We start from the raw sequence: 17,126 nt of genomic DNA on the forward strand, positions 1-17,126 counted from the left end.
ACGCCTGGGCTCGGGCACCCGCCCGGCGTCAGGCGCCTCCGCACCCGCCCGGCGTCAGGCGTCCCCGTACGCCTCTCCCCCGAGCTCGAACACGGCGCTGCCGGCGGTCGCGTCCGCCAGCCAGGCCGTGAAGGCCTCGACGTCGGCGTCGGGCAGCCCGATCTCGATGGTCACCGCGTCGCCGTAGCGCACGTCACGCACTTCGCGCCCCGCCGACCGCAGATCGTTCTGGATCTTGCCCGCGCGCTGGTGGTCGACCGTGACGGTGGCCAGTCTGAAGCGCCTGCGGGTCAGCGTCCCGACCGCGTCGAGCGCCACGCCGACCGCTCCTCCGTAGGCCCTGATCAGACCGCCCGCGCCGAGCTTCACCCCGCCGTAGTAGCGGGTCACGACGGCGACGACGTACCGCATGTCGCGGCGCAGCAGCATCTGGAGCATCGGCACACCGGCGGTGCCACCGGGCTCACCGTCGTCGCTCGCCTTCTGCACCCCGGCGTCGGCCCCGATGACGTACGCGAAGCAGTTGTGCGAAGCGGACGGGTGCTCCTTGCGGATGCGCGCGACGAAGTCCTGCGCCTCCTCCTCCGTGGCGGCGGGCGCGAGGGCGCACAGGAAGCGCGAGCGGTTGATCTCGGTCTCGTGCACGGCCTCGCGGGCCACTGTGCGGTACTCGTCGTGCATCCCGCCAGGGTAGGCCCCCGCCCGGGGCGCAACCCCGGTACGGTGACCCGTTGTGACGTCACCCTCGAATCGCGTACGCCAAGTCCCCTGGCCCAGCGCCACGTTGGGGCCGCTGCTCGCCACGGCGCCCGTGACCGTGGTGGAGACCCGCGAGGACCCGGCCGATCCCTACCTCTTTCCCGAGGAGGCGGCGGCCGTGGCGAGGGCCGTGGACAAGCGGCGCCGCGAGTTCGCCACGGTCCGGCAGTGCGCCCGCACCGCGCTGGCCGAGCTCGGCGTGCCGCCCGTGCCGATCCTGCCGGGGCCCAAGGGCGCGCCGCGCTGGCCCGAAGGCATCGTCGGCAGCATGACGCACTGCGCCGGATACCGCGCCGCCGTCGTGGCCCGCGCGTCGGCGGTCGCCTCCGTCGGCGTCGACGCGGAGCCTGCGACTCCGCTCTTCGACCCCGATGTCCTGAAGCTGGCCTCGGACGAGACGGAACGCGCGGCCCTCGCCGAGCTCGGCATCCGGCATCCGGACGTTCCGTGGGACCGGCTGCTCTTCAGCGCCAAGGAGTCGGTCTACAAGACGTGGTTCCCGCTCACGGGGCGCTGGCTCGGCTTCGAGGAGGCGCGGGTGGAGCTGCGCCCGGACGGCGGCTTCACCGCACAGCTCCTCGTCCCCGGGCCGACGGTGGCGGGGCGCGAGCTGACGAGCTTCCGGGGCAGCTGGCTGATCCGCGACGGCATCGCGGTCACCGCCATCGTCCTGCCCCTCACTCCTGTTCCACCCGGTAGGTAGGGACCCCGCCCAGCCACGTGCCGAGCACCCGTACGTGGCGGATGGCCATCGGGTCCACGGCGCGCGGATCGGCGGCGAGCCGAACCAGGTCCGCGGGCGCGCCGGGAGTGAGCACGAGGCGGTCGTCCGCGCCCGCCTGGTGGGCGACACCGCTGGTGGCGGCGGCGAGCGCCTGTTCCACGGTGAGGCGTTGGTGCGGGGTCCAGGCGTCCTTGGGCGCTCCGTCGAACGTGCGCCTGGTGACGGCGACTTGGATGCCCTCAAGTGGCTCGTACGAGCTGACGGGCCAGTCGCTGCCGAAGGAGATGCGCGCCCCGTCACGCGCCAACTCCCCCATCGGGTACTGCCGGTCGGAACGTTCGGCCCCGATCCGCGGCATGGAGAGATCGGTCTGGAGCGGGTCGGGCTGCGCCCACAGGGGCTCGAAGTTGGCGATGACGCCGAGTGCGGCGAAGCGCGGCAGGTCGGCCGGGTCGACGAGCTGGACGTGGGTGATCACCGGCCGCCGGTCCCAGGCCGGGTTGGCGCGGACCGCCGCCTCCACGGCGTCGAGCGCCGCCCGTACGCCCGCGTCGCCGATGGCGTGGATGTGCGTCCGGAAGCCGTCGGCGTCGAAGGCGCACACCGCTTCGGCGAGCGCGCCCGGCTCCCACACGGGCATCCCGCAGCTGTGCGGCGCGTCCAGGTAGGGGTCGAGCAGGGCCGCCGTACCGCCCTCGATCACGCCGTCACTGAAGTACTTCACCGTGCGCGCGGACAGCAGCGGACCTCCCTCGGCGGCCACGCGCGCCCGTGCCGCGTCGAACTGCTTGCGCTGCTCGCGCCAGCGGTCGGGATCGGCGCGCTGGGCCAGGTCGACGCGGACGCTCAGCGCGTCGTGCCGGGCCGCCGCGAGATAGGCGTCGACCATCTCCGGCTCGACCCAGGCGTCCTGCACCCAGGTGATGCCCGCTCGCGCGTACGCCAGGCTCGCGCGGCGCACCGCTTCGACCAGTTCGGCCTCCTCGCGCGCCGGCACCTGGTCGAGCACCAGGTCGCAGGCGTGCCACTCGCGCAGGGTGCCCATGGGCGTGCCGTCGGGGCGCCGGACGATCCAGCCGAGGCGCGGGTCGGGCGTCGAGTCCCGCACGCCGGCCCGGCGCAGCGCCTCCGAGTTGCACCACACCGTGTGGTAGTCGTACGCCCGCAGCACGACGGGCCGTTCGGTGACGGCGGCGTCCAGCCACCGGGCGTCGAACTCGCCGTCGGGCGCGAGCGCGGGGTCGTAGGACGCGCCGACGATCCACTCCGTGTCCGGGTGCGCGTCGGCCCACCGGCCGACCTCCGCGACGATCGCGTCGACCGAGGTGAGGTCCTTGATCTGCGGGCCGAAGCTCTCCCGACCGCCGAAGAGGGGATGGGCGTGCCCGTCGCCGAAGGCGGACAGGAGCAGCCCGTCGCCCAACTCGACGACCTCGTCCGCCACTTCGGCGAGCTCGCGGGCCTCTTCTCCGAGCGCGATGACACGTCCGTCGCGCACGGCGAGTGCCGTGGTGTCCGGGCGCCCGTCGCTTCCGGTGCGCACGCGCCCCAGGAAGACCCGCGTCGCGGTCTCGTCCGCCATGTTGTCCCGCTCCTGCTTCATACGTTCTCCGCGTCCACTGTCGTCAGCCGTTCGTACGCCCTCGGTTCTCGCCGCCGGATCCGCAGGGCCAGTGCCGCTCCCGCCACGAACAGCACGGGCAGCGGCGCGATGAGCGCGGCGTTGACGCCGCCCGAAGCTCCCGTCAGGAGATCGAGGTTGGCGCACACCAGGACGATCAGCACCGCGAGGCCCGCGCAGGCCGTCAGCGGGGCCGCGACCACGCGCCAGGCGGGCATGCCCCTGCGGTCGCGCCGGAAGAAGCCGTACACCGCGAGCGCGGCGAGCGCCTGCATCAGCATCACGCCGAGGATGCCGGAGCCGTTGCTCCACAGGAAGGTGACGGTGTAAGGATCGGCGCCGCTGACGAGGGTCACGGCGACCACGGCCAGCGCGATGGCGGACTGCGCCATGACCGCCGTGGCGGGTGCCCGCGTCTTCGGGGACACGGTGCCGAGGCGGCGCGGCAACAGCCCCTCGCGGCCCAGGGCGTAGAAGTAGCGGGCGGCGCCGTTGTGGAAGGCGAGGGTCGCGGCGAACGCGCTGGTGATGATCAGGACGTGCATGGAGTCGGCGACCCAGGCGCCGGCGAACCGCTCGGTCGCGGTGAAGACCATGTCGGCGCCTCCCTCCCCCTGGGCGACGGCCTGGGCGCGGCCGGATCCGTACGCGTTGATGATCATCCACACCGTGAAGGTGTAGAAGAGCGCGAGGAACGCGACGGCGATGTAGGTGGCGCGCGGCACGCTGCGCTCCGGCTCCCGTGCCTCCTCCGCGTAGATGGCCGTCGCCTCGAACCCGACGAAGGCTCCGACGGCGAGCACGAACATGCCGCCCACCCCGTCCTCTCCCAGGTGGTGCGGCGAGAGCGTGCCGAGGTCGAGGCCCTGCGGTCCGCCCCCGTGCGCGATCAACCCGGCCTCGAAGACCAGGAGTACGAGGACTTCGAGGACGAGGGCGACGCCGAGGACCTTGGCGCTGAGCGTGACCTTCAGATAGCCGAGCACACCGATCGCGACGAGCCCGGCGAGGGACCAGATCCACCAGGCCACGCGGGCCCCGGTCAGATCCTCGAACCCGGACTCGGTGAACCATCCGAAGGCGACCAGGAGTCCGACCTCGATGGCGTTGTACGAGAAGAGCGCGACGTACGCGGCTCCGGCTCCCGCCGGGCGGCCGAGCCCGCGGCCGATGTAGGCGTAGAAGGCCCCCGCGTTGCGGACGAAGCGGCTCATCGCGGTGAATCCCGCCGCGAAGACGATGAGCAGCAGCCCCGAGGTCAGGTAGCCGAGGGGCGCCGCCCGGCCCGCCATGCCGATCGCGAGCGGGGCCACCGCGGCCATCACGGTCAGCGGCGCGGCGGCGGCCACGACGAAGAAGACGAGGCCGCCGGTGCCGACGGCGCCGCCGCTCAGGCCCTTGGCGGCGCGGGGGGTGGGTGCGGTCACGCGGGCACTCCAAGCAAGCTAAAGCCTTTAGTCCGGGCTGGGCAGGACCGTACTCTGCACCCGGGTGGCTGTGAAGGCCCCATCCGGAGACGGGAGTTGCCAGGCCATGGGCAGAGGGAGACCGCGCATACCGCTGCTCAGCGCGGATCTGATAGCGCGAGAGGCCCTCGCGATGATCGACGCCGAGGGGCCCGCCGCGTTCAGCCTGCCCCGCCTTGCCGCGCGGCTCGGGGTGAAGACCGCCTCGCTCTACAACCATCTGGACGGCCGCGCCGAGGTCATCGAGGGCGTACGGCGTCTGATCGTCGAGGAGATGGACGTCTCCGCCTTCGACACGCAGCCGTGGCCCGAAGCCCTTGCCGCGTGGGCCCGTTCGTACCGCGACGCCTTCGCCAGGCATCCGCACTCCATCGACCTGCTGGCCACCACGACCATCAGCTCTCCGGCCACGCTCGCCATGTACGAGACGGTGGTGTCGGCGCTGGCCCGTGGCGGCTGGCCGCGGGAGCGGCTCGTCGCGGCGCTGACCAGCGTCGAGTCCTTCCTCCTCGGCTCGGCGCTCGACCTCGTGGCGCCGCCGCTGATGATCGACCCGGCGGGGCACGCGCCGCGGGTGCCTGTCCTGGCGGCGGCCCTGGAGAGTGCCGTCGGCGGCGACAAGGCGGGGCGCGCCGAGGATGCCTTCACCTCGGGGCTCGACGCGCTGGTCCGCGGCCTCGTGGCCCAACTCGCGGAGTTCGGCGGGGAGTAGAACCCGGCGAGAGCTCGCCGCATGGGGGTCCGGCTCGACGGTCGCCTCAGCGGCTGCCTCGACGGCTCTCTTGACGACCACTCGGAAAGCGCCACATCGTAACGGGGCGCTGTATAGGAGTGCTGTATCGGGACACGGCGTTCGGGACGCGGCACTCCAGCTACTTCTACAGTGATGTAGATTTTACGGCCCGGCCCTGACCACGGCCGGTACGCACATCACCTCAGGACTTCAGGAGGACATCGTGGGAGTTTCCCTGGCCAAGGGCGGCAACGTCTCGCTCAGCAAGGAGGCCCCGGGCCTCACCGCCGTCCTGGTCGGCCTGGGCTGGGACGTCCGCACGACCACCGGCACGGACTACGACCTGGACGCCAGCGCACTCCTGTGCGACGACTCGGGCAAGGTCGTCTCCGACCAGCACTTCATCTTCTACAACCAGCTCAAGAGCCCCGACGGTTCGGTCGAGCACACCGGCGACAACCTCACGGGCGAGGGCGAGGGCGACGACGAGGCCGTGAAGGTGAACCTGGCACAGGTGCCCGCCGAGATCACGAAGATCGTCTTCCCCGTCTCCATCCACGACGCCGAGAACCGCGGCCAGAGCTTCGGCCAGGTCCGCAACGCCTTCATCCGCGTGGTCAACCAGGCCGACAACGTGGAGATCGCCCGCTACGACCTCTCCGAGGACGCGTCGACCGAGACCGCCATGGTCTTCGGCGAGCTCTACCGCCACGGTACGGAGTGGAAATTCCGCGCGGTCGGCCAGGGTTATGCCAGTGGACTGCGCGGCATCGCGTCGGACTTCGGCGTGAACGTCTGACGTACGCGTCTTCGCGCAGTCATCCGACCAACGGCGGCAGAAGGAGCGGGACGTGTACGGCGATCCGGCAACAGTGCGCAAGATCCTCACGGGGCTCGGAGACACCTGGGCGGTCGTGGGCCTGTCCACGAACCAGGAACGAGCGGCGTACGGGGTCGCCGGCGTCCTGCAGCGATACGGGAAGCGCGTCGTCCCGATCCACCCGAAGGCCGAGACGGTGCACGGCGAGAAGGGCTACCCGTCCCTCTCCGCCGTGCCCTTCAAGATCGACGTCGTCGATGTCTTCCTCAACAGCGCCCTCGCGGGACAGGCCGCCGATGAGGCCGTCGCGATCGGGGCGCAGGCGGTCTGGTTCCAGCTGGGCGTCATCGACGAGGCGGCCTACGAGCGGGTCCGGGCCGGGGGCCTGGAGATGGTGATGGACCGTTGCCCGGCGATCGAACTCCCCATGCTGTAGCGATCCGCTGGCGGTGCGGGGACTGCGGAGGGTCAACCCACCCGCCGCAGCGCCCGCTCCCGGCGCCGGGCCACGCTGGAACCCGACTCCCTGCGTGCCATCCGGCGCAGCACGATCGGCGCCACCAGGAGGCCGAGCACCGCCCAGGCTCCCAGCACCCCGGCGGTCTCCCAGTGCCGCCAGGAGTCGGCGATCTCGATGCCGACCGCGCTGTCCGGCAGCAGGGCAGAGCGCATGCCGAGGCCGAGCCAGTAGACGGGGAACGCCTGCGCCACCCATTGCAGCCAGTCCGGCATGGCGGTGATCGGGTAGAAGATGCCGGAGATCGCGATCATGCCGAGCACCGGAAGCTGGATCAGGCCCTGGCTGCGCGCGCTGGTGAACACCGAGCCGAGGACCGCCCCGATGGGCAGCGTCGCGACCATGCCGAGGACGAGCACCCAGGTCAGCGTCAGCCACGAGCCGGGCCCTCCCAGCGTGAGGCCCTCGACGATCAGGATGCCGGGGATCAGCAGGATCGCGAGGTCGGCCAGTAGGCCGCCGGCCACGGAGACGACCTTGCCGATGAGGTAACCCGGCATGCCGTTCGGCGTCGCCTTGGCGCGCAGCAGGGTGCCGTCCTCGCGTTCGGCGGTGAGCGCCTGGCTCATGCTGACCATGCCCATCGCCGCGTTCATGCCGAGGATGCTCGGCAGGGCGAGGGTGCCGAGCAGAAGCCCGCTCGTGCCGAACGTCGTGTCCCTCATGAAGAACAAGAAGGTCAGCATCAGCACCGGCCAGAGCAGGTGCGAGAGCACATCGCCGCCGTTGGTGAACGACTGCCGCAGTTCGATCAGGCCACGGGCCGAGCCCGCGCGGAGCGCCACGCTCGCCGCGTTCACCGGACGACCGCCTGGTCGGCCCCGCGCACCCCGGCCGCCTCCGCGCCCCGTACCAACGCCAGATAGGTGTCCTCCAACGAGGCTCTACGGACCTCAAGTTGGCCCACCTCGTCGCCGTACTGGTGGAACAACTGGCGCACGAACGCGGTCGATTCGGGCGTCGACCTCACGAAGTGCCGCCCGCCGCGCGTCCAGCGCACTTCGTCCTCGCCCGCGATCCGCCGCGCGAGGTCGTCCGGTGAACCGTCCGCGATGATCCGTCCCCCGGAGAGGATCATCATGCGGTCGGCGAGCCTGGCCGCCTCGTGCAGGTCGTGCGTGGTGAGCAGGATCGTGGTCGCGTGCTCGTCGGCGAGACGGCGGACGAGTGCGTGGAACTCCCGCCGGGCCTCCGGGTCGAAACCCGCGGTTGGCTCGTCCAGGAACAGCAGTTCGGGGCGGCCCACGATGCCGATCGCCACGTCCAGCCTGCGCCGCTGCCCACCGGACAGTGTCTTGATCTTCTTCCCCGCGTGCGCCGTCAGGCCTACCGCCGCCATCAGGTCGTCGGTGCCCCACGGCCGCCGGATCGTGCCGGTGGAGTAGGGCGCGTAGTACGTCCCGAGGTGCGCGAGCAGCTCACGCACCCGCCACTTGCCGTGGTCGCGCCAGGACTGCAGGACGACCCCGATGCGCGCACGCCAGGCCTCGGTGCCGAGCGCCGGGTCCGTGCCGAGCACGTGGACCCGGCCCGCCGAGCGCACGCGGAACCCTTCCATGATCTCGATGGTGGTGGTCTTGCCCGCCCCGTTCGGCCCGAGCAGGGCGAGCACCTCGCCGTGCCGTGCCCGGAACGTCACGTCCCGCAGCACGTCGACCGTGCCGTAGCGCATGCGCAGCCCCTCGACATCGAGCACGACGTCCTCGCTCGTCGTCGTCACGCCAACTCCTCCCCGTATCCGTGCAGATACCGGCGAAGCTACGTTGCGTTCAATGGGCCTTCAATGAACTACTGGGCGACTATGGGGACTCCGTAAGGAATTACGAGGGTTCATTGCAATGGCCTTGCCCATGAACGCAAGAACGCGAGGAGGGCGACGCTCATGCCGGGAGGCAGGCTGACCCACGAGGACCGTCGGCAGATCGGCGCGGGCCTGGCCGAAGGGCTCGGGTACGCCGAGATCGCCCGGCGCATGGCCAGGCCGACATCCACGATCAGCCGTGAGGTGGCCCGTAACGGCGGTCCCGAGCGGTACCGCGTCGACCACGCCCACCTCGCCACCGGACGACGGGCCCGCAGGCGCGGCCGTGTCACGCGCCGCGGTCCTGCCGCGCCTCCCGACGCGTACGGTCGCGACCCCGATGCCGTACGCGACTTCGCCGAGCACCTCGCGGCGCTCATGGTCAGGACCGGGGTGCCCCGCATGGCCGCGCGGGTGCTCGCGTGTCTGATCACCGACGACTCCGGCAGCCTCACCGCCGCGGACCTGGTCCAGCGGCTGCGGGTCAGCCCCGCTTCGGTATCCCTGGCCGTCGGCTATCTGGAAGGCCTCGGGGTGATCCGCCGCGAGCGGCGGCCGGGGCACCGTCGTGAGCGGTACGTGATCGACGACGACGTCTGGCTCCGGGCGTGGCTGACGAGCGCGCAGCAGCACGCGATGTGGGCGAAGACGGCGCATCGAGGAGTCGAAGTCCTCGACGCGGCGACACCCGCGGGGACCAGACTCGCGAACATGGGCCAGTTCTTCGCCACCCTCAGCGATGACATGAACGGCGGCTCCGGAGCCGTCGACGACGCGCTGACCGTGCTGGCCGCGCTGCGGCACGCAGGTGCGCCTCTCCCGGCCGACCACCTGGCCGCCGCCCTCGGCTGGTCCCCGGCCCGCGTGACCGAAGCCCTGCGCCATGCCGAACCGGACCGCCTCACTCCGGCGCAGCGCAAGGCCTTGGGACGATCTGCCGCCACGGAAGGTCCGCACGGGACTTCTTCGTGCGCGCCGCTCACCGAATCACCTACGCCGGAGGGTAGTTGAGCCCCAGGCGGCGGCGTCGATGACGGCCTTCGCGGAGTGCGGGCCGCGCGCGGAGTTGGCCGCACGGCCGCCCGGCGTCTCGTCCGGGCGGCGGCGCGTCAGGCCGCGGCGCCCGCGAGCGCGGGGTGTTCGGCTTCTCGCAGTCGCTCCATCAGCGAGATCCGGGCCCGCGCCACGCGCGAGCGGACCGTGCCCACCGGACAGCCGGTGAGCAACGCGGCCTCCGCGTACGGCAGCCCGAGGAGCTGGGTGAGCACGAAGGCCTCACGCCGTTCGTCGGGCAGCGTCGCGAGCAGGTCGGTGAGGACCACGCCGTCGTCGAAGCCCGGCAGGCCCCTCGGCTGGGCCCGCTCCGCCGCGGACTGCCAGTCGTCCGTGTCGCAGAGGCGGGGCCTGGCCGCGGCGTGCCGCAGGCTGTCGATCACCGCGCGCCGGGCGATGGAGAGCAGCCACGTACGGGCGGACGAGCGCCCTTCGAAACGGTGCAGGCTGCCGAGGGCCCGCAGGAACGTGTCCTGCGTCAGGTCGTCGGCGGCCTGCGGGTCGCCACCGAGGTACGTCACGTACCGGCGGACGTCCCGGTGCAGGGCGCGTACGAAGTGCTCGACCGCTTCGGGGTCTCCGGCGCGGGCGGCGAGTGCCCAGGCCGTTATCGACTCGTCGGGTGAGCTGGGCAGGGCAGGAATGATCACCTGGTGTCCTTCTCGGGAATCCGGGACCCGGGCCCGCCGCACGTACACGTACGTGGGGTGTACGTGGCGTACGTGCGTCCGGAGGGTCCGGTGAGGGGGGTACGGCCGCGCGAGAGTGCGTACGACCGATGCCCGAGCCGTCCGGCCGCGCGGCGTGGCGCGCGGAACGGCGTCGGGGAACCAGCTGTCAGGCGACAGCGGTCCCGGCGGGCGGACCCCGAGAAGTGATGGCGTGCACGAGCAGGAACTGCCGCGGCCGGCCCGCCGAACGGTGGCGCTGTGGCCGGACGCGAGGCCGGTGCGCGGGCCTCGGCAGCGCGAGGGGCACCCGCAGCGGAGCGACGAGCCACCCGGCGAAGGCACGACCGACACGGAAGGCCGCGCGTTCGCCGTGCGCGAGCCAGAGGCCGCAGAGGAGGGCGGCGAGAAGGTGGGCGGCGAGCATGCCGGTCGGCGACATGCCGCTCATGTCGTGGCCGCCGCCCATGTGGTCCATGTGCTCCATGGAGGAGCCCGTAGGGGACGCGGGCATGGCGGGCCCAGCGGGCATGGACGTGGCGCCCGCGTCGGGCATCGGCGCGGCACACAGCATGTGCTGCGCCCACCGCCGCACGAGCGGCACCCCGTCAGAGGGCCGCGCGGCGGCCTGGGCCAGGGAGAACCCCGAGTGCAGCGCGGCCTGCGCCGCCACCGCGAGGGAGACGACCAGAGGCAGCCCCCGCTCCCGCCCGGCAAGCAGCCACGCCGTACCGCCGACTCCGACGGCTCCGGCACCCAGCGTCCACCAGGGCACCGAGGTCCCCGACATCATGGCGTGCCCCAGGGCAGCGAGCAGCACACAGGCGGCCGCGAACACCGCAGCCCGTACCGCGCGAGAACACCACCCAGCAGTCATGGCGGGGCCATCCTTGCATTCGCGCCACTCCGTTCACAGACGGGTACGCAAGATGACCCCGGACCGTTCACCCGCGCCGGAGGAAGCCGGCCGGGCGTCAGCGAGCGGAGTCCTCCAGGAGCTTCAGGGCCAGCGCCTCCGTCTCCGCGTCGGCCTTCTCGGGACTGCCCGTGTCGTACGGCGGATCCGGGTCGTACTCGACGGCCAGTTGCATCGCCCTGGCGACCTTCTCGTCGGCGAGGCGGGACGCGAGGTGCAGGCCCATGTCGATGCCCGCGGAGACACCCGCCGCCGTCATGATCTTCCCGGTTTCGACGAAGCGGCCGGGAGCGTAGACGGCGCCGACCTTCTCCAGATACGGGCGCGACGCCCAGTACGTGGTGGCCGGAAGGCCCCGGAGCAGGCCCGCCGAGCCGAGGATCAGGGAGCCGGTGCAGACCGAGGTGGTCCATGTGGAGTGGCGGTGGATGCGCCGGATCCACCGGTGGGCGTCGGTGTCCTCCATCTCGCGACGGTCCCGCGGTTGCCGCCGCCGGGCACCAGCAGTACGTCGGCTCGATCGACGTCGCCCATGGCCCGCTCGGCCACGAGCGTCAGCTCCCCGGTGTCGGTACGGACCGGGCCCGCCCGCCGGGCGACCATCGTCACGCGCACGCCCGGTACGCGGCACAGCACTTCGTACGGGCCGACCGCGTCCAGGGCGGTGAATCCGTCGTAGAGCAGCACGGCGACGCTCACAGGCGTCGCGCCGTCCTGCCCCGGCGCTCCCCGCTCCGCCGCCCGCGCCGGGTGCACCGACGCGGAGGCGAGACCGGCCGCACCCAGCGTCCCGGCCACCGCACCCCGCAGCAGCCTCCGGCGGTCCGCACCGGCCTTGGGTTCACGATCACTCTTGCCTACGGGGGCTCCTCCGAGGACTGCTCCCGAAGCTGCGGGCCCGCTCATCGGCCGTCGCCGGAGTGCGTGTCCCCCATGCCGCCATGAGCCCCGCCGCCACCATGACCGCCGGGGCCCGTGTCGGTCCCGCTCTCCGTCCCGTGCTCGGTCCCACGCTCGGTCTCGTGCCCGGTCCGCTGCGTCCCCGGTCCGTCCGGTCCGTCCGGTCCGACGGCCGCCCCCACGGCGTACGACACCGCGAAGACCACCGCGAGCAGCGCGAGGAACCCGCAGAGCAGGGACAGTTGGGGGCGATCGCTCATCGCCGCTCTCCTGACACTCGTGAACGCGACAGCGCGGGACCATCGCGCCCGCGTCTGTTACAGGAGTCGGCCGGGGAGGGTGCCGAGTTCCCGTGACACACGACCGACGCGGCACGCTTGACCTCAACCAAACTTCAGGTACGAGCCTGTTCCCATGAACCGGACATCAGAAGCAGCCACGGAAGCGGCAGCCGCCTGGCTGCTCCAGCACGCGACCCCCATCAACGCCCTTGACCCACAAGCCGGGTTGGACGATCTGCGTCCGCTGGCCGACGCGGTGGCGGACGCCGAGATCGTCGCGCTCGGCGTGGGATCCCGCGCCACCCATGAACTGTCCGTCGTCCAGCACCGGATGCTGCGACTCCTGGTCGAGGAGCGGGGGTTCCGTTCGCTCGCACTCGAAGGGGACGATCCGGCGCGGCTGGGCCTCGACGCGTACGTCCTCACCGGTGCGGGCGACCCGGAAGCACTGCTCTCCGAAGCGCGCCCCTTCCTGCGGACCGAGGAAATCCTCGACGTACTGCGCTGGATGCGCGCCCACAACGAACGCAACCCCCACGACCCCGTCCAACTGGCCGCGCTCGACTCGCAGTCGCCGCCGTACGGCGGCGGACTCGCGGAGAACGAACGGGCCATCGCCGACGACATCATCCGCTGGCACGAGCACACCCGGCAGAAGACCGTCTACTGGGGCGGCCTCGCCCACACGGCCGTCAGCGCCCCCCGTACGGTGTCCTCGCCCGGTCCCCAGACACACCGCAACGCGGGCGGCCACCTGCGTGAACACTTCGGCACCGGCTACGCATCCATCGGGCTCACCTTCCACCACGGCACGGACTATCCCGTACCACCCGCTGATTTCGCGGAGGCGGTACTCGGCGCGACCGAACTGTCGGCGTACTTCCTGGACCTGCGCGCAGAGCGCCCCGCGTCCGTGAACGCCTGGCTCGGCGCCCCCGTCAAGACGCGCCTCGTCGGCCCCTTCTACGACGCCCGCGAGGACGCGGACCACCATCTGTCCGGCGACTCCCTCGCGGAGTGGTTCGACGGCGTGGCCCATGTCCGCGACGTCACACCGGCCAGGCCTCTCGGCCGTTCCTGAGCTGGCTCCTCGGGGGACTACCGCTCAGCGGACCCGACATGATGAGCGGGCAACTCACCGGCCACGACCGCCTCACTGGCCACGATCGCCGCTTGAGCCTCGGCGGCCAGTTCTCGCCGGTCGGTTCCGCGCAGCGGGGCGCGAGCGGTGACCCGCACGGTCAGGCCGCGGGCGCGGGCCACGCGGTGCAGCGAGGCGCCGAACGTCTCCTCTCCCAGGAAGGCCGCGGTGGTGCTGCGCCTGCCGTGCCGGTAGTAGCGAATGGTCACCGGCCGCACGGGGGCGCCCGCGTCGGCCGCCGCCTGGAACGTGGCCCGCCGGAAGCGGCCACCGGCCACGGAGCACCAGGTCGTGGCCTGCGGGAAGACGAGGACGGAGCGGCCCGATCGCAGGGTCGACGCCAGATCGGCGACGGCACGGGGAAGTTGGCGCAGGCCGTCGCGGTCGATGAACTGCGACCCGGCCCGCCGGGCGAGCGCCCCGATGACCGGCCACTGCCCCACCTCCCGCTTGGCGAGGACGGTCACCGGCTCGACGGCGAGCAGACTGACGACATCGAGCCAGGAGATGTGGTTGGCGACGATGAGGGTGCCGGGACGGGAACCGGTGACGGACAGCCGCTCCGGCTCCGACTCCGGCTCCTCCGTCGCCACCTCAAGGCGTATGCCGAGCGCGCCCAGGATGCCCCGGGCCCGCGCCCGCAGCACGCGGGGCCGGGCGAGCCGCTCCCCCTGGGCGACGCCGACGCCGATCTCGTACGCCAACGCGGCGTACCGTCGGGCCAGTTCGGCCGGCGGCACCTCCGGCGCCGAGCGTGTGACGCAGGCCGGGGTGCACAGCGCCGCCGGGGCTGCCGCGGGGCTCATGGGGTCTCCCCCAGAAAGTAGCGGCGGTATCGGTCGCCGAGCCGGTCCATGTCGAGGAGGACGAAGAAGTCCGCGACATCGAACTCGGGGTCGTGCGTGGGCGCCCCGCACATCCACGCACCGAGGCGGAGGTACCCCCTCAGCAGCGGCGGCAGGTCGGCGTAGGCCGGCCGCTCCACCGTCGGCGCGGTGGGCGCCCAGGGGCGCCGGGGATGCACCCTGAGCTCCGGCGGCGACGCGTGCTTGGACGTGCCGAGCAGCCAGGCACTGGAGGCCGCCTTGCCGCCGTCGGCCAGCGGCACCGATGCGCAGCCCGCCAGATAGCGGTGGCCGGAGAGCAGGACGTAGCGGGCGAGCGCCGACCACATCAGGTTGATGACCGCTCCGGAGCGGTGATCGGGGTGCACGCAGGAGCGGCCCGCCTCGACGGTGGAGGATCGCAGCCCTTCGAGGGCGCGCAGGTCGAACTCGCTGTCGGAGTAGGACCTCTCGGCCCGCCCCGGCGGCAGCAGACGGTAGGTCCCGACGACCTCGCCCGTGGCGGTGTCGGTGACGATCAGGTGGTCCACCAGGGCGTCGTAGGCGTCGACGTCATGTCCGGGCAAAGGGGTGTGCAGCGTGGCGCCCATCTCCTCGCCGAAGACGCGGTACCGCAGCCGCTGGGCGGCCCGGATCTGCTCCTCGGAGTCGGCGATGGAGGTGACGTACGCGCTGGGGGCGGGTGCGGAGGGGGCAGCGGATGCTGAGGGGGTAGCGGATGTCGAGGGCATGACAGATCCGGCTCCGTTCGGGGAGGGTGACCGAGGCCAGGGATTGAAGGATCGTCGGCACGCTGAGCAGCAGTACTCACAGCACGGTGCTGGCCCCGACTGAACTGCGCACGATGACCGCGAGGCCGACGGTGCGGACACTCATGAGCATCAGGTGAACGACGACCGCCGCCGAGCGCGCACCCGGCGCCGCGGTCAGGACTCGCATCGCGCGGGACGGTGACCCACCGCTGACGCGGTTCCTGTGTGACCGTACAGACTCAGGCAGCACCCGCGGACGAAGGGCAGTCATGGCGACGGCGCACCACCGACCGGCCGATCACCTCCCCCTGGCGGGCATCACCGTCGTCAGCCTGGAGCAGGCCGTCGCCGCTCCCTTCGCCACCCGGCAGCTGGCCGACCTGGGCTCCCGCGTGATCAAGGTCGAGCGTCCCGGCGGTGGCGACTTCGCCCGACGCTACGACACCACGGTGCACGGCCAGGCCAGCTACTTCGTCTGGCTCAACCGCTCCAAGGAGTCCCTCACCCTGGACCTCAAGTCCGACGAGGGCAGGGCGATCCTGCACGAACTCCTCGCGGGCGCCGACGTGTTCGTGCAGAACCTTGCCCCCGGCGCCGCCGACCGGCTCGGCCTCGGCGCCGATGAACTCAAGGCCCGCTACTCCTCATTGATCCCCTGCACCGTCAGCGGATACGGCACGAGCGGCTCCTGGGCGAGCCGAAAGGCGTACGACCTGCTCGTGCAGTGCCAGACCGGGTTGCTCTCGCTGACCGGCACGCCCGACGAGGCGGTGCGGGCGGGGATCTCGGTCGCGGACATCGCGGGCGGCATGTACGCCTACAGCGGCATCCTCTCCGCGCTCTTCACCCGGGCGACCACCGGACGCGCACCGGCCGTCGAGGTCTCGCTCTTCGACGCGCTCGCCGAGTGGATGAGCCAGCCCGCCTACTACACGCGGTACGGCGGCACCCAGCCTCCCCGCGTCGGCGCCCGGCACGCCACGGTCGCGCCCTACGGCCCGTTCACCGCGTCCGACGGCAAGGACGTCCTGCTGTCCGTGCAGAACGAGCGCGAGTGGGCGGCCCTGTGCGAGCAGGTCGTCGGGCGGCCCGAGTTGACCGACGACCCACGGTTCGCGACGGGTTCCGACCGCGTCGCGCACCGCGACGAACTCGACGCGATCATCTCCACGCGCTTCGCCGAACTCGGCAGCGACGAGGCGATGGAGCTGCTCGACCGCGCCAACATCGCCAACGCGGGCGTCAACTCGGTCGCGGAGTTCCTCGACCACCCGGCTCTCACCGAACGCGACCGGTGGCGGGAGGTCGCGATTCCGGGCAGCCCGGCCCCCGTTCAGGCACTGGTGCCGCCGGCGAATCTGAGTGGCGTCGCGCCGCGCATGGATCCGGTGCCGGCCGCGGGTGAGCACACCGAGCGGATCCTCGGGGAGCTGGGGCGCGGCGCGGACGACATCGCCCGGCTGCGCGCGGAGGGCGTCTGCCGGTGAACGGCGCGTGAGGCCCGCGCGCGTCAGGCGGCGACGCCGAGCCCTTCGAGCACGACCGCGTTGGGCAGCTCGGCGAACGCCTTGCCGGGCACGATGAGCTTGCCCCGGCGGCTGCCGCTGCCGATCAGGACGTACGGCAGGTCGACGACGGCGGCGTCCACGAGCAGCGGCCAGTCTGCGGGCAGGCCGATCGGCGTGATGCCGCCGTACTCCATGCCGGTCTCGCCGGTCGCCGTGTCCATCGGGGCGAACGAGGCCTTGCGGGCGCCGAGTTGACGGCGTACGGCGCCGTTCACGTCGACGCGGGTGGTGGACAGGACCAGGCACGCGGCGAGCGAGGCCTCGCCGCCGCGCTTGCCCGCGACGACGACGCAGTTCGCGGACTGCTCCAGGATGTCCTGGCCGTAGTGCTCCACGAAGGTGGCGGTGTCGGCCCACTGCGGGTCGGTGTCGACGTGGAGTACCTGCTCGGCGGGCACGGTCCCGCGCCATCCGCGCACGGCTTCGGCGACGGGCGCGACCAGGAGGTCGATGGCCTCGGGCGCGGGGCGGACGACGTCGAAATCTCCCATGGGTGCACGCATGGCCGCACGCTAACAGGCTCCGGCAGGAGTCGGTCGGCCAGGAGCCGGTCGGCCAAGA

Annotated in this window: 21 protein-coding genes; 7 read left to right on the top strand and 14 right to left on the bottom strand. The window is 72.3% G+C overall.

Annotated elements, in window-relative coordinates:
- Nucleotides 1–54: 54 nt before the first annotated feature.
- Entirely contained in the window at nt 55–681 is a 627-nt protein-coding gene (locus ABXJ52_RS05075; protein WP_367039549.1) for a YigZ family protein, read from the bottom strand.
- A gap of 112 nt (nt 682–793) precedes the next feature.
- On the opposite strand from ABXJ52_RS05075, the gene ABXJ52_RS05080 reads away from it, so the two are divergent.
- A complete protein-coding gene (locus tag ABXJ52_RS05080; protein WP_367048810.1) occupies nt 794–1,462 on the top strand; it encodes a 4'-phosphopantetheinyl transferase superfamily protein in 669 nt (222 codons plus the stop codon).
- On the opposite strand, the gene ABXJ52_RS05085 is transcribed toward ABXJ52_RS05080, so the two are convergent.
- Both ABXJ52_RS05085 and ABXJ52_RS05090 read right to left on the bottom strand, forming a co-directional pair.
- The gene (locus ABXJ52_RS05085; protein WP_367039551.1) at nt 1,437–3,086 is read right to left on the bottom strand and encodes an amidohydrolase; all 1,650 of its coding nucleotides are present in this window, start codon (nt 3,084–3,086) and stop codon (nt 1,437–1,439) included. The two genes, ABXJ52_RS05080 and ABXJ52_RS05085, sit on opposite strands and share 26 nt — an antisense overlap.
- Nucleotides 3,083–4,531 carry an APC family permease gene (locus ABXJ52_RS05090; RefSeq protein ID WP_367039553.1) on the bottom strand — a complete coding sequence of 483 codons (1,449 nt, stop codon included), beginning with the start codon at nt 4,529–4,531 and terminating at the stop codon, nt 3,083–3,085. The genes ABXJ52_RS05085 and ABXJ52_RS05090 overlap by 4 nt, the downstream gene beginning before the upstream one ends.
- A gap of 106 nt (nt 4,532–4,637) precedes the next feature.
- On the opposite strand from ABXJ52_RS05090, the gene ABXJ52_RS05095 reads away from it, so the two are divergent.
- The 3 genes from ABXJ52_RS05095 to ABXJ52_RS05105 all read left to right on the top strand — a co-directional run bounded on the left by ABXJ52_RS05095 (nt 4,638) and on the right by ABXJ52_RS05105 (nt 6,559).
- A complete protein-coding gene (locus ABXJ52_RS05095; RefSeq protein ID WP_367039555.1) occupies nt 4,638–5,282 on the top strand; it encodes a TetR/AcrR family transcriptional regulator C-terminal domain-containing protein in 645 nt (214 codons plus the stop codon).
- Nucleotides 5,283–5,526: 244 nt separating this feature from the next.
- Nucleotides 5,527–6,102, top strand: coding sequence for a TerD family protein (locus tag ABXJ52_RS05100; RefSeq protein WP_365822217.1), 576 nt, complete (start codon nt 5,527–5,529; stop codon nt 6,100–6,102).
- Between the two features lie 52 nt (nt 6,103–6,154).
- On the top strand, nt 6,155–6,559 hold the full coding sequence (locus tag ABXJ52_RS05105) for a CoA-binding protein (RefSeq protein WP_367039558.1): 405 nt from the start codon (nt 6,155–6,157) through the stop codon (nt 6,557–6,559).
- Between the two features lie 32 nt (nt 6,560–6,591).
- Here ABXJ52_RS05105 and ABXJ52_RS05110 read toward each other — a convergent pair whose 3' ends face one another.
- On the bottom strand, nt 6,592–7,440 hold the full coding sequence (locus tag ABXJ52_RS05110) for an ABC transporter permease (protein WP_367039560.1): 849 nt from the start codon (nt 7,438–7,440) through the stop codon (nt 6,592–6,594).
- Complete coding sequence (locus ABXJ52_RS05115) at nt 7,437–8,312, bottom strand: ABC transporter ATP-binding protein (RefSeq protein WP_367048811.1); 876 nt, start codon at nt 8,310–8,312, stop codon at nt 7,437–7,439. The genes ABXJ52_RS05110 and ABXJ52_RS05115 overlap by 4 nt, the downstream gene beginning before the upstream one ends.
- Before the next feature lie 210 nt (nt 8,313–8,522).
- Between ABXJ52_RS05115 and ABXJ52_RS05120 the strand changes: the two genes are divergently transcribed.
- Nucleotides 8,523–9,452 (top strand): MarR family transcriptional regulator, encoded by a 930-nt coding sequence (locus tag ABXJ52_RS05120; protein ID WP_367039562.1) that lies wholly within the window; start codon nt 8,523–8,525, stop codon nt 9,450–9,452.
- A gap of 98 nt (nt 9,453–9,550) precedes the next feature.
- Here the strand turns inward: ABXJ52_RS05120 and ABXJ52_RS05125 are convergent, their stop codons facing one another.
- The 5 genes from ABXJ52_RS05125 to ABXJ52_RS05145 all read right to left on the bottom strand — a co-directional run bounded on the left by ABXJ52_RS05125 (nt 9,551) and on the right by ABXJ52_RS05145 (nt 12,238).
- Nucleotides 9,551–10,144, bottom strand: a complete 594-nt coding sequence (locus tag ABXJ52_RS05125; protein WP_367039563.1) for a sigma-70 family RNA polymerase sigma factor — start codon at nt 10,142–10,144, stop codon at nt 9,551–9,553.
- A gap of 187 nt (nt 10,145–10,331) precedes the next feature.
- Nucleotides 10,332–11,039 (bottom strand): hypothetical protein, encoded by a 708-nt coding sequence (locus ABXJ52_RS05130; RefSeq protein WP_367039565.1) that lies wholly within the window; start codon nt 11,037–11,039, stop codon nt 10,332–10,334.
- A gap of 97 nt (nt 11,040–11,136) precedes the next feature.
- Nucleotides 11,137–11,544 carry a DJ-1/PfpI family protein gene (locus ABXJ52_RS05135; RefSeq protein ID WP_367039567.1) on the bottom strand — a complete coding sequence of 136 codons (408 nt, stop codon included), beginning with the start codon at nt 11,542–11,544 and terminating at the stop codon, nt 11,137–11,139.
- The gene (locus ABXJ52_RS05140) at nt 11,460–11,984 is read right to left on the bottom strand and encodes a DJ-1/PfpI family protein (protein ID WP_367039569.1); all 525 of its coding nucleotides are present in this window, start codon (nt 11,982–11,984) and stop codon (nt 11,460–11,462) included. Before ABXJ52_RS05140 ends, ABXJ52_RS05135 begins: the two co-directional genes overlap by 85 nt.
- Complete coding sequence (locus ABXJ52_RS05145) at nt 11,981–12,238, bottom strand: hypothetical protein (protein WP_367039572.1); 258 nt, start codon at nt 12,236–12,238, stop codon at nt 11,981–11,983. Before ABXJ52_RS05145 ends, ABXJ52_RS05140 begins: the two co-directional genes overlap by 4 nt.
- Before the next feature lie 154 nt (nt 12,239–12,392).
- Here ABXJ52_RS05145 and ABXJ52_RS05150 point away from each other — a divergent pair, with 154 nt between their 5' ends.
- The gene (locus ABXJ52_RS05150; RefSeq protein ID WP_367039575.1) at nt 12,393–13,340 is read left to right on the top strand and encodes an erythromycin esterase family protein; all 948 of its coding nucleotides are present in this window, start codon (nt 12,393–12,395) and stop codon (nt 13,338–13,340) included.
- A 17-nt stretch (nt 13,341–13,357) separates the two neighbouring features.
- Here ABXJ52_RS05150 and ABXJ52_RS05155 read toward each other — a convergent pair whose 3' ends face one another.
- The 3 genes from ABXJ52_RS05155 to ABXJ52_RS05165 form a co-directional block, all read right to left on the bottom strand.
- Nucleotides 13,358–14,206 carry a lysophospholipid acyltransferase family protein gene (locus tag ABXJ52_RS05155; RefSeq protein ID WP_367039578.1) on the bottom strand — a complete coding sequence of 283 codons (849 nt, stop codon included), beginning with the start codon at nt 14,204–14,206 and terminating at the stop codon, nt 13,358–13,360.
- Nucleotides 14,203–14,976, bottom strand: coding sequence for a GNAT family N-acyltransferase (locus ABXJ52_RS05160; protein WP_367039580.1), 774 nt, complete (start codon nt 14,974–14,976; stop codon nt 14,203–14,205). Before ABXJ52_RS05160 ends, ABXJ52_RS05155 begins: the two co-directional genes overlap by 4 nt.
- Nucleotides 14,977–15,052: 76 nt before the next feature.
- Complete coding sequence (locus ABXJ52_RS05165) at nt 15,053–15,184, bottom strand: hypothetical protein (RefSeq protein WP_367039584.1); 132 nt, start codon at nt 15,182–15,184, stop codon at nt 15,053–15,055.
- A gap of 82 nt (nt 15,185–15,266) precedes the next feature.
- On the opposite strand from ABXJ52_RS05165, the gene ABXJ52_RS05170 reads away from it, so the two are divergent.
- Complete coding sequence (locus ABXJ52_RS05170; RefSeq protein ID WP_367039587.1) at nt 15,267–16,484, top strand: CaiB/BaiF CoA-transferase family protein; 1,218 nt, start codon at nt 15,267–15,269, stop codon at nt 16,482–16,484.
- 23 nt (nt 16,485–16,507) lie between these two features.
- Here the strand turns inward: ABXJ52_RS05170 and ABXJ52_RS05175 are convergent, their stop codons facing one another.
- Nucleotides 16,508–17,068: a YbaK/EbsC family protein gene (locus ABXJ52_RS05175; protein ID WP_367039589.1), complete on the bottom strand. Its 561-nt coding sequence runs from the start codon at nt 17,066–17,068 to the stop codon at nt 16,508–16,510.
- Nucleotides 17,069–17,126: the final 58 nt, after the last annotated feature.

The organism is Streptomyces sp. Je 1-332 (assembly GCF_040730185.1).
Taxonomy (GTDB): Bacteria; Actinomycetota; Actinomycetes; order Streptomycetales; family Streptomycetaceae; genus Streptomyces.

Coding starts and splice junctions, on each gene's coding strand:
- ABXJ52_RS05075 (WP_367039549.1), bottom strand. CDS start 681: ATGCACGACGAGTACCGCACAGTGGCCCGCGAGGCCGTGCACGAGACC.
- ABXJ52_RS05085 (WP_367039551.1), bottom strand. CDS start 3,086: ATGAAGCAGGAGCGGGACAACATGGCGGACGAGACCGCGACGCGGGTC.
- ABXJ52_RS05095 (WP_367039555.1), top strand. CDS start 4,638: ATGGGCAGAGGGAGACCGCGCATACCGCTGCTCAGCGCGGATCTGATA.
- ABXJ52_RS05115 (WP_367048811.1), bottom strand. CDS start 8,312: ATGCGCTACGGCACGGTCGACGTGCTGCGGGACGTGACGTTCCGGGCA.
- ABXJ52_RS05120 (WP_367039562.1), top strand. CDS start 8,523: ATGCCGGGAGGCAGGCTGACCCACGAGGACCGTCGGCAGATCGGCGCG.
- ABXJ52_RS05130 (WP_367039565.1), bottom strand. CDS start 11,039: ATGACTGCTGGGTGGTGTTCTCGCGCGGTACGGGCTGCGGTGTTCGCG.
- ABXJ52_RS05135 (WP_367039567.1), bottom strand. CDS start 11,544: ATGGAGGACACCGACGCCCACCGGTGGATCCGGCGCATCCACCGCCAC.
- ABXJ52_RS05140 (WP_367039569.1), bottom strand. CDS start 11,984: ATGAGCGGGCCCGCAGCTTCGGGAGCAGTCCTCGGAGGAGCCCCCGTA.
- ABXJ52_RS05145 (WP_367039572.1), bottom strand. CDS start 12,238: ATGAGCGATCGCCCCCAACTGTCCCTGCTCTGCGGGTTCCTCGCGCTG.
- ABXJ52_RS05150 (WP_367039575.1), top strand. CDS start 12,393: ATGAACCGGACATCAGAAGCAGCCACGGAAGCGGCAGCCGCCTGGCTG.
- ABXJ52_RS05155 (WP_367039578.1), bottom strand. CDS start 14,206: ATGAGCCCCGCGGCAGCCCCGGCGGCGCTGTGCACCCCGGCCTGCGTC.
- ABXJ52_RS05160 (WP_367039580.1), bottom strand. CDS start 14,976: ATGCCCTCGACATCCGCTACCCCCTCAGCATCCGCTGCCCCCTCCGCA.
- ABXJ52_RS05165 (WP_367039584.1), bottom strand. CDS start 15,184: ATGCGAGTCCTGACCGCGGCGCCGGGTGCGCGCTCGGCGGCGGTCGTC.
- ABXJ52_RS05170 (WP_367039587.1), top strand. CDS start 15,267: ATGGCGACGGCGCACCACCGACCGGCCGATCACCTCCCCCTGGCGGGC.
- ABXJ52_RS05175 (WP_367039589.1), bottom strand. CDS start 17,068: ATGCGTGCACCCATGGGAGATTTCGACGTCGTCCGCCCCGCGCCCGAG.